We start from the raw sequence: 10,022 nt of genomic DNA on the forward strand, positions 1-10,022 counted from the left end.
ACCCCTGTCGCTACATCAGCAACACCCTACATGTCTAACTACGAACCTGAACTCAACGACATTTTGTTGGATGGCCCCGCCGATCTCCTCGATGCTGCCGAAGAAGCAGAGGTGGATCTGGCCGATGGCGAGTTTCTGGAAGAGGAGCCAACCCGCCGCTCCACCGATCTGGTGCGCCTCTATTTACAGGAGATCGGTCGTGTTCCTCTGTTGGGGCGCGATGAAGAGGTGGCCCTGGCCCAAAAAGTCCAAGACTACATGAAGCTCTTGGATTTGCGCCTGCGCCTGCAGAAAGAGTTGGGACGGGATCCCACTCTTGCGGAATGGGTGGCCAAGGCCAACCAGTACCCCGAGTGGGCGCAACTGACCCCTGAAAAGCTGCAGCAGGTTCAGCGAATTGGCAAGCGTGCCAAAGAACACATGATCAAGGCCAACCTGCGCCTGGTGGTGTCGGTGGCGAAAAAGTACCAAAACCGCGGCTTGGAGCTGTTGGATCTGATCCAAGAGGGCACGCTGGGCCTGGAGCGGGCGGTGGAAAAGTTCGACCCAAAAAAGGGCTACCGCTTCAGCACCTACGCCTACTGGTGGATCCGGCAGGGCATTACCCGTGCCATTGCCACCCAAAGCCGTACCATTCGCCTGCCCGTCCACATCACCGAGAAGCTGAACAAGATCAAAAAAGCGCAGCGCAAGCTCTCCCAGGAAAAGGGCCGCACCCCCACCATCGAAGACATCGCCTCCGAGTTGGAGATGACGCCGCCTCAAGTACGCGAGCTGTTGGTACGGGTGCCCCGCTCGGTTTCTCTGGAAACCAAGGTGGGCAAAGACAAGGACACCGAACTGGGGGATTTGCTGGAAACTGACGACATTTCTCCAGAAGAGACCATGATGCGGGAAGCCCTGCATCGCGATCTACAGCAGTTGCTCTCGGATCTCACCAGCCGCGAGCGGGATGTGATCCGCATGCGTTTCGGCTTGGGGGATGGGCGCACCTATTCGCTGGCGGAAATCGGTCGCGCCTTGGATCTGTCGCGAGAGCGGGTGCGGCAAATTGAGGCCAAAGCCCTGCAGAAGCTGCGTCAGCCGAAGCGGCGCAACCGCGTGCGAGATTACCTGGAAGCTATCAGCTAGTTCCGGCTTGCCCACTGGCTCCCCCAGCGTCCTACCCGTTTCCGCAGTCGGGCTGCTGCCCACTCCACTTCTGGGATCCGCAGGTAGAGAGCTCCGGCGGCGAACAAGCTTAGACCTAAACCCGCGGCCAGCCCGGCCCAAATGATGGCGGTGAGCAGGGGAGACCCCACAATCTCGTAGGAGCGCAGTTGGGTCCACAGCCAATGGCTCAGTCCCCCGGCCAAGACGGTGATCCCCAGCAATGGCAGTAGGGCTTGTCCCATCTCCCGCCAAGGGATCCCTGGCAGGCGCTGGTGGAGGCGGATCCCCAGTCCGATCACGGCTATCAGGTTGACGCCGGCGGTGGCCAGGGCAATGCCCGGCGCTTCAAAAGCCTGCAAAAATAGAAAGTCCAGTAGGGCATTCAGGCCAATGGCCATGCTGCTAATGCGCAGAGGCGTAGCCCCATCCTCCAGGGCATAGAAGATCCGCACCAGCACATCCCGCAGCAGGTAACCGGTCATCCCCAGACCATAGGCCATGAGTAGGGCTGCCACCTCTTGTGTCACCTCCGGCGTAAAGCGCCCCCGCTGGTAGGCCACTTGGACAATGGGCTCGGCCAAAGCCACCAACAGCATCGACAGGGGCAGGGTCACAATTGCCGTAAGCATCAGCCCTTGGCGGATACGCTGGCGCAGCTCCGGCCAACGGGATCCATCCCCTGCCAACTGGGCATAGAGAGGCATCAAGGGCACCAGCACCATGTTGGAGAGGATCCCCAGCGGCGTTTGTACCAGAAGCTGGGCATATCCCAAGTTGCCGATGGTGCGATCCCCAGGTACGAAAGAGGCAAAAAACAGATCCACATAAACATTGATGTGGATCATCCCGGAGGAGATCACCGCCGGCAACATCAGCAAGCCCACCGCCCGTACCTGCGGGGATCCCCACTCAAAGCGCAGGCGCGGTCGCCCCAGCCCTAACCGCATCTGGAGCGGAATTTGGGCCAACCATTGGGCAATGGCCCCGATGAGCACGCCCCAGGCCAGCAAAGTTGGGATCCCCGTCCATCCCAGCGTGACCAGGATCCCGATCACCGCCAAGCTGGAGATCAGCGGGCTAAGGGCAGGCAAGGCGTAGTGTTCGGCAGCATTCAGCGCTCCAAAGCCGATGCCAATCCACCCCGAGAGCAAGGCCAAAGGGGCCATGATCCGCAGTTGCGCAGCGGCCAGAGCATGGACTTCGGGGCTGGCTCCCGGCGCATTCAGGCGCACCACCCAGTCCGCTCCCCACCAAAGGCCCAAGCTGACCAGCAGGAGCAGGCAGCCTACCAAGGTGGAAATGGATTCCAGCCAGGCAGCCGCATCCTCCCTGTCCCGATCCCGCTGCTTTTTGAGGACACTGACGATGGCGCTGTGAAAAGGGCCGTTGATCCCTCCCAGCAGAATCAACAGAAAACCGGGCAGGATGTAGGCTACCCCGAAGGCGCTGTACTCCGGCCCCGAGCCATACAATGCTGCAATCAAAGCTTGGCGAATAAAGCCTATGCCCTTACTGAGCAAGGTCGCCCCGGCCACCAAGCCCGCCACCGACATCAACGAACGGGATGGCCCTGCTGAAGGAGATCCCCCAGGGATCTCTTCCTGAGTGGCAGACTCCTCCATTACCTTGTGTCCTGCACCCCAACCACTGCCTCAACAACAAACTGATCCCGGATCCCTCTTTGAATCCCAGGAGCCGCTTCCCATTATCGGGAATATCGAACCCTTCTGGGCAATTGTCGGGCATTAGCTGGATCCCTTGGGCAGGCAGCGAGCTTGTCAGGCCAACAGTTGCCGTTCCTGTTCCAGTTGCTGCAACAGATGCTCATCCCCACGGGCTTGAGCAGAACGGATGCGCTCCTGCAGCCGGTGCAGCAGGTTCCGCCGATGGGTTTCCTCGACCAAGGTCATGAAGTGCTTCCGAGAGGAGACAGCCGCTGCCGGGCTCCCTTGCACCTCAGGGATCCCTGCCGTCACCCTTGCTCCAGGATCGAGGGCAATACCTCGATAGGTGAGGGGGAAAGACTGAGGCAGCGCCACGGCTAGGGATTGAGCTGGCCAGCTCCACCCCAAACCCCGGTGCCGAGCGGGCACATTCTGACGGCTTTGAATTACCCCAGAGGGATGCACAAACTCATGGGCAATGCCTTGATAGGTCAGTTGCAAAGGACTCCGTCCCGCTAATGTGAACAGCAAGAGCCCAGAAGCACCACCGCTCACAGCAGCTCGTCGATCAGCCGCAGCACCTGCTGCAGCTCAGCACCGGGGATCTTTTGATGTTCTAGGTTGATCTCCACCAACTGTTTGAGGGCGAGGAGCTTAAGGTTGGCCTCCACCGCCGCCGCCGCAATGGCCTGTGCTGCCGGAAAATAGCCACTGGCCCCCAAATCCAAAAGGGCAGCCCGCCGCAGATGGATGTTGTGGTGATTCAACACCGACAGCAGGCGCTGAGCAAAAGTCGGATCCCCGGTGAGACGATAGCAGGCCCGTGCCGCCGCACATTGCAAACGGATGGAAGTGTGCTCTAGGTAGGGACAGATTGGCTCCAGAGCAGCGGTCACTTGCAGTTGTCCAAGAGCCTCGATAATGGCCTCTAGGGCGGCTTGGGCTTCCGTCTGCAGTCCTTGCTCCACAAAGCGCAGCCCTTCTAGCAAAGCGGATCCCAGCTTTTCCACTTCGTCGGGATCCCTATGGAGGTTGTTGGCAAGGGCAATCTCAACCAGCGCCTGGGCAGCCGCTGCCACCACTTGGCCATCGGAGCAAGACAAAGCCGCCTTCAGGGGCGGGATCCCGGCCAGGGATCCCAGTTTACCCAAAGCACGAGCAGCATTGCGCCGCAGCGGATATCCCCCTTGAGCGGTGCGATCCGTTTCATCGGCCAGGGCCTCGATCAGGGCCGGGATCCCTTCGGCAATGCGCATGCGCCCCAGCCACCAAGCCGCATAGTAGCGTTCCCCTGGATCCCCGTGGCGCAGCTTGACGATTTGTCCAGCCGGGGTGAGATCCACCGACGGATTGGGATCCAGAGGAACAGCAGTGGTCATGGAATCAACAACGGAGAGGACACCGAGAAGGGATTAAGCGCTGCGGACACTGACGATCTTGGCGCCCGATTTGAGCAACCGCTGCATTGTTGCCGACAGTTGATCGGCAGAGACGAAAATCTGCTGGTTGGATTTGCGCACTCGGCTGGAAGTGGCCAGCGCCGAAGGCGGATTCAGCAGTCGGGTCACTTCCACACAGAACATGCGATCCGACTGGCCCGTTGGCGGCCCCAGGTGTTTGGAAATGGGGCTGGGCGGCAGCAGGCCCCGCACCCCAATGCGGCGAATGGCCGGGGTAAACCCGGTGGCCAAAGGCATCATCAGACGGGGTCTGGGCCCTTGGGAGCGGTCGTTGTTGGCGTAGCCCCCGTAGAGGGCGAAGAGATTGGTAAAGTCGCGGGTGGAATGAGCCTTGCGGTATTCAAACCCACGCGGGTAGGGGACGATGTTGTCTCCAAAAGCTTCTAGGTATTCTGGGCTGTCGATGTAGGAATCGATCTCCGCGCTGTGGCCGCCAGATTGGTAGATGTCCAAATGGCGGGCGATGTCTTTGGGGCTGGTGGGAGCGCGTCCCAGCAGATGCTTGAAATTGAGCTCGATGGCCCGGGTTTGCGAGTTGGGGTAGAAAAACCGCTTTTTGTAGGCTTCGGACTTGGCGATCCATCGCACAAACTCCCGCACCGTCAGGCTGCCCTGGCGCAACAGCGATTCCGCACTGGCCAGCTCCTTCCTATCGGCCCCAAACAAATGGTCGTTGCCCAGCACCTGACGGTAGATGGCCCGCAGCACCGCATTGAGCTGATCCTGGCTGGCGTTGGGGCGCAACTCCAGTGGGGTGGTCTCCGTAATGCCCCGGATCCCCATCCGGCTTGCCGCTGTAATTGCACTCATGCTAATTCCCCCGATTGAACTGAATGGACACAGATTGAGAACAAGCTTGCGTTTAGGGTCATTTCGATTCAAGCTAGGACATTGCACCCACACCTAAAGTGTTGGTTGCGTCGTCGCGTCGGCGTTGCGGAGCAATAATGCAGGGGGCCAAAAGGCTTTTCAAGGACTCCGTCCCGCTGGCGCGATCAATAGCCCAGGCGTCTCACCCTAGCCTGAAACGACTGTAGAAATCGAAAACTAAAATTAGAAATCAAAAATCGGCAGCCCCAAGCTGCAGAAGAGCAACAGTGGCGCCTTCCTATTGGGGAGACTGATCCGCAAACCCACGTGGTCAAACGTATCTCTCCGCAACGTAGCAGGCTCACCACCGTTGCCCTCAACAACCTTTCCTCGCCATCCCCCCTGGTTTATGGGATGAGCCAACTGGCTAGCCGGCGTCACCCTTTTAGAGGGATCCCAAGCTCCAGAACTTAGCTGAGCGCGTTGATGGCGTAGTCGATGTAGGTGTTGGCTTCGGTGGCCGCTTGCCCGGTCAGGCCGTGGTTGGCTTTGATGTAGCGCAGGGCTTCGATGAACCAACTGGGGGAGAGCTCAAAAGCGGCGTTGATTTCGCGGATCCCGGCCAACTGATACTCGTCCAGAGGACCGGTGCCACCGGCTACCAAGCAGTAGGTGATGTAGCGCAGGTAGTGGCGCACGTCACGGGCGCACTTGTCTTTGCCGGCTTGGGTGTGGCACTGCCCACCGGGTTGGGTGGTGTAGGGGAACTTGGCGTAAACGGCTTCGGTGGCACCGCGCACCAGCTCGTCGGCACGGCTGCTCAGAACTCGAGCGGCTTCCATGCTGGCGGCAGCCCGCTGAAAACGGCCATTGATGGCCTGCAATTCGCTGTTGCTCAGGTAGCGCCCTTGGCTATCGGCAGTGGCGATGGCGTCAACAATTGGGGTTTGCATGATTCAAAACGCTCCTTTACTTAACTCAAGCTCAATGCAAAAAACAAAGCAAAAGATTCAAAGTCTCAACTGCAAAATCGCTGCAAAACAGGTTACTTTTCCAGGGATCCCCTGCCAACCCGAGTTGTCTTAGATCCCAGAGAGGTCTTCACAACTGGATCCGGACACAACAGAAACTTCAGTCCACAAGGGATCAAACCACAGCGGCAGCAGCGCGATCGAAGTAGGATTCGATTTCGGCAATCAGAGCGCTGCAGTCCCCCCGGGTGATGCCGTTGGGGTCGTTTACCACCGCCACCGCAGCCTTTTTCATCTTTTGGATGCCGTTGGCCACCGAGCTACCGGGGGTGCCCAAGGCTTGATAGGTTTCCCGCAGGCCGTTCAAGCAGCGCTCGTTCAGCACACTGGCATCTCCGGCTGCCACGGCGTAGGTGATGTAGCGGAGAATAATGTCCATGTCCCGCATACAGGCAGCCACATTGCGGCTGGGGTAGGCAGGCCCACCGGGAGCGTTCAAATTGGGCTCCTCGGCAAACAACTGACGGATGGCATCGGTCACGATCTTGGAGGCATTGCTGGTGAGGCGGTTCACAGCATCCAAACGCTTGTTCCCCTCAGCAATTACCTGCTGGAGAGCGGCAAACTCGTTCTCTCCCAAAAAAGCGCCTTTGGAGTCAGCTTGGGCAACAACTTTGCCAAATACATCGTTCATGGTTTTGAATCTCCCTAGCGAAAGTAAAAGAGGTTATGAATCCACATTCCCTGCAACGGCCCAGAGAGCACCTGCCGGCCAGGAATGCAACACTGCTTGGATCCCCAGTGCCGAGAGGTGCTGTTTAACTCACAGAACCGCCGACGGGATCGAAGCCGATAGAACCAAGATGAGCAAGCGAAGCTCGCCCCCAGAGCCAGGCCACCATCTACGGGATCGGACTTGGACAAGAAGCCTCAGCCGCTGCTGGCAACCTCAACTGGGCAGACGAGGAGAAGCTGGCTCGCCTTGTTTCCAGTCTTTTTCTACCGCGAAGGCAAGAAGCGATGAAATCAAAAAATGTAAATCGGCTTTACCTCGCGCAAAAAGGCTTAGATCGGTTTTCAATCTGTTTCCCATCTGGGATCCCAGGCTGTTCTCCCTGTCCTTCGCGGGAGTAGTTTTTTACAAAAGAGAATGTTTCTTTGCCTAGCTTTACAACATGAACAAAGATGTCAGCCCCGATCGCGGCTTTGCAGCTTGCAAGGGATCCATTTTCAGTATCGGAGCGAACATTCTCATAAAGGATACATAATTTAACACTTGCTGCAATCCTCGGTCGGGCCTGAGGTTGGGGCAAAATCTGAGAAGGTTCTCTTCGATTCCCTAAGATTTTCGGTACACACCTTTTACAGAAGTTCTGGATGCCCGCTTATGCCTATTGGGTTGGATTGCACTCCTTCCCCAGAGCTGCTGCAGATGGCGCGTTGGCTGGCAGGAGACTTCAGCAACCAAGAGCAAGCCTGGGAGAATCCACCGTTTTTCGCCCAGATCCGGGTGGCCTATCGCCCCTTGCCGGCCCACGTTTTGGGCGGGATCGGCTTTTATGTGGAGCAAGCCTACAGTGGCCATTTGGAAGATCCCTATCGGCAGGCGGTGGTGGAATTGACTCAGGCAAGCGCTGGGATCCTGATTCGCAACTATCGCCCTTTGGAGCCGCAGCGGTGGCGGGGCTGTGCTCGGGAAAGGGCAGACCAACTGAGTCAACTGAGGGCTGCCGATCTGGCCTATCTAGAGGGGTGTGATGTGCAGGTGAAGAGGCAGGGATCCCTCTTTGTCGGCGTGACGGAGCCGGGGTGCCGGTGTTGCGTGGTGCGCAACGGCCAAACCACTTATCTGCAGACCACCTTGCACCTGAGCGAGAGCGAGTTTTGCAGCCATGACCGAGGGATGGATCCCATCACCCACCAGCAGGTTTGGGGAGCCCTGGCAGGCGCTTTTCGCTTCCAAAAAGTGGTCGATTGGCAGGCGGAGCTAATGCTGTAGGCTGCAGCCCATCCAGCCCCACAACTCCACAGTTGACAGCGCTATTGCGCACTCTCCCTCAGTCGGCCTTGTGTACACTGTCTTTGGCCGGGATCCAATATTGCCGCGCGATGCTTCCGGGTTCGAGCATGCTGGCAATGGGAATGTTCTTTGCCGCTTGCAGACAGGATACGCTCCTTATCGGCTTAGTGTGGGTGTTCAATGCAGGTGAGGTCAAGCCCAAAGAATGAGCCACGGTCTGGGCGGGCTTGGCACAGCCCTTGGGGAATGGTAATCGCCCTAGTTGGGATCTTGGCCTTGCTGCTGCTCGGTGCCGGATGTTCTGGCCAGGGGGAATCTGTGGCTTCCCCCCCTGCGTTGATCCCTCTCCCGCCTCAACCGGGAACCGAGTCGATTCCCATGCCGGTGCGTACCCTGGGCAACAGCCGCTTCAAGCTCCTGGGCCTGACAGTGGGGGTGGCCGGGAGCGGAGCTGAGGTGTTACTGGATACCGGCTCGGCAGGTTTGCGCATCATAGCGACAGCAGCAGGTCGCTTTGGCCTGGAGCGGACGGGGATCCCTTCCACTGTGACGTTCGGAGATGGCACGCAATTTATCGGGGTGTTGGCCCGCGCCCCCTTCAGCATAGGCGGGATCCCCAGTCGGGAGCCGGTAACGATTCAGTTGATCGACCGGATCACCTGTGTGGACGCCCTGGTGGCCAGTTGTTCAGAGAACTTGTTTGGAGAAGGGCGGCCCTTCGCCGGGATCCTAGGCACGTCCTTGGATGAGCGCAGCCCCAACCGCGAGCTGTTTAGCCCGCTCACCCGTCTTCCGGGCAATTTCCGCTCTGGGTACATTATTCAAACGGGGGGCTTCAACTCCACCCAGGGCCTGTTCACGGTTGGCCTAACGGCGGCCAACACCGCCGGCTTCAATTTCCGGCAGTTTCCCCAGGTGGGAAGCTTTCCCGATGGCACACCCATCTGGCGGGATGAGGCTTTGCAAGTGGCCTACAGCATTAGCAACACTTCCATTCAAAATGCCCTCAGCCCCACCGTTTTTGACAGTGGTTCTTCCGACATTTTTCTCAATGTCAGGCTGTTGGGGGCAGCTCCTTTCTCCACCTCGACCTTGCCCCCCGGCGCTGAATGGCGAGCTGTGCTGGAGGGGGCTTTTGACTACCGCATTCGGGTTGGCTTTCCCATTACGCCCAGCCGGGATCGGATTTTTGTTAACGGCAACCAAGGAGTGCAACTGTTGGGCATGCCGCTGTTTTTCAACGCCGACGTTGCCTTTGATATTGAAGGCGGTCGGATCGGCTTTCGCCTACGTTGAGACGAAGTTGTTTTCAACATCCAAAAGCATTGGGATCACTTGCGGAGAAGAACTTGCCATGTTCGGCCGAGCCTTGAAAACCGGGAACAGCACGCCGCACAGATGGCCTTGGGTTTGGGGGCTACTGCTGCTCTGTTGGCTAGGGCTGAGCGGGCCGGCTTGGTCGATCAGCTTAGGGGATCCCTTGCCGGAGTGGGCTGAGTCTGTGCAGGTGGGACGACAGCGGCTGCGCGGGGTGGAGCAATACCGCGGCCAGGAACAAATCCGCGCCTATGGCAACGAAGCAGGACGGGTGTTTTGGATTCAAATCAACAGCAGCGCTGACTTGCCCCCGGATTACCGAGACTATTTGGGCGAATACCAACAATTTCTGGTAGAAGCTGTAGAAGTGGTGCCGTTGCGAGCCCGACGGCTGCGCTTCCGCCAGGGAAATCGCAGCGCCGAGTGGCAGGTGGTGGGCATGAGCGGTCGGTTTCAGGCGGAGGCGATCAGCAGAGATTTGGCTCCGCCAGGGTTGTTTGGAGATCCCTCGTGAAGAGCAGGAGAATTAGAGCTTATCCTAGAGATCCTAGAGAGAAACTTGAAACTAGAGTCTGCCAATGAATTTACTCCAGAAGAAAGTTGAGGTTACTCTTAATCGCTTCTTCGT

The 10,022-nt window shown here is 58.4% G+C and carries 10 protein-coding genes; 4 read left to right on the top strand and 6 right to left on the bottom strand.

Going from position 1 to position 10,022, the window contains the following annotated elements; translation table 11 throughout:
- The first annotated feature begins 30 nt into the window (after positions 1–30).
- Positions 31–1,131: an RNA polymerase sigma factor SigC gene (gene sigC, locus NW834_RS04065; RefSeq protein ID WP_414374965.1), complete on the top strand. Its 1,101-nt coding sequence runs from the start codon at positions 31–33 to the stop codon at positions 1,129–1,131.
- Here the strand turns inward: sigC and murJ are convergent.
- The 6 genes from murJ to NW834_RS04095 form a co-directional block, all read right to left on the bottom strand.
- The gene (gene murJ / locus NW834_RS04070; protein WP_414419602.1) at positions 1,128–2,774 is read right to left on the bottom strand and encodes a murein biosynthesis integral membrane protein MurJ; all 1,647 of its coding nucleotides are present in this window, start codon (positions 2,772–2,774) and stop codon (positions 1,128–1,130) included. The genes sigC and murJ overlap by 4 nt on opposite strands.
- A gap of 156 nt (positions 2,775–2,930) precedes the next feature.
- Positions 2,931–3,317, bottom strand: a complete 387-nt coding sequence (locus NW834_RS04075; protein ID WP_414332159.1) for a hypothetical protein — start codon at positions 3,315–3,317, stop codon at positions 2,931–2,933.
- Between the two features lie 50 nt (positions 3,318–3,367).
- Positions 3,368–4,195 (bottom strand): HEAT repeat domain-containing protein, encoded by an 828-nt coding sequence (locus NW834_RS04080; RefSeq protein WP_414419603.1) that lies wholly within the window; start codon positions 4,193–4,195, stop codon positions 3,368–3,370.
- 33 nt (positions 4,196–4,228) lie between these two features.
- Positions 4,229–5,086: a phycobilisome rod-core linker polypeptide gene (locus NW834_RS04085; protein WP_414332161.1), complete on the bottom strand. Its 858-nt coding sequence runs from the start codon at positions 5,084–5,086 to the stop codon at positions 4,229–4,231.
- 470 nt (positions 5,087–5,556) lie between these two features.
- The gene (locus NW834_RS04090) at positions 5,557–6,039 is read right to left on the bottom strand and encodes a phycocyanin subunit alpha (RefSeq protein ID WP_011434281.1); all 483 of its coding nucleotides are present in this window, start codon (positions 6,037–6,039) and stop codon (positions 5,557–5,559) included.
- Between the two features lie 193 nt (positions 6,040–6,232).
- Complete coding sequence (locus NW834_RS04095; protein ID WP_011434282.1) at positions 6,233–6,751, bottom strand: phycocyanin subunit beta; 519 nt, start codon at positions 6,749–6,751, stop codon at positions 6,233–6,235.
- Positions 6,752–7,444: 693 nt separating this feature from the next.
- Here NW834_RS04095 and NW834_RS04100 point away from each other — a divergent pair.
- From NW834_RS04100 to NW834_RS04110, 3 genes are all read left to right on the top strand, one after another.
- Positions 7,445–8,056: a chromophore lyase CpcT/CpeT gene (locus tag NW834_RS04100; protein ID WP_414419604.1), complete on the top strand. Its 612-nt coding sequence runs from the start codon at positions 7,445–7,447 to the stop codon at positions 8,054–8,056.
- A 339-nt stretch (positions 8,057–8,395) separates the two neighbouring features.
- Positions 8,396–9,373, top strand: a complete 978-nt coding sequence (locus tag NW834_RS04105; RefSeq protein ID WP_414419605.1) for a hypothetical protein — start codon at positions 8,396–8,398, stop codon at positions 9,371–9,373.
- Positions 9,374–9,431: 58 nt separating this feature from the next.
- On the top strand, positions 9,432–9,908 hold the full coding sequence (locus tag NW834_RS04110; protein WP_414399881.1) for a hypothetical protein: 477 nt from the start codon (positions 9,432–9,434) through the stop codon (positions 9,906–9,908).
- Positions 9,909–10,022 lie beyond the last annotated feature (114 nt).

This window comes from Synechococcus sp. R60.1, from assembly GCF_047461835.1.
Classification (GTDB): Bacteria; Cyanobacteriota; Cyanobacteriia; order Thermostichales; family Thermostichaceae; genus Thermostichus.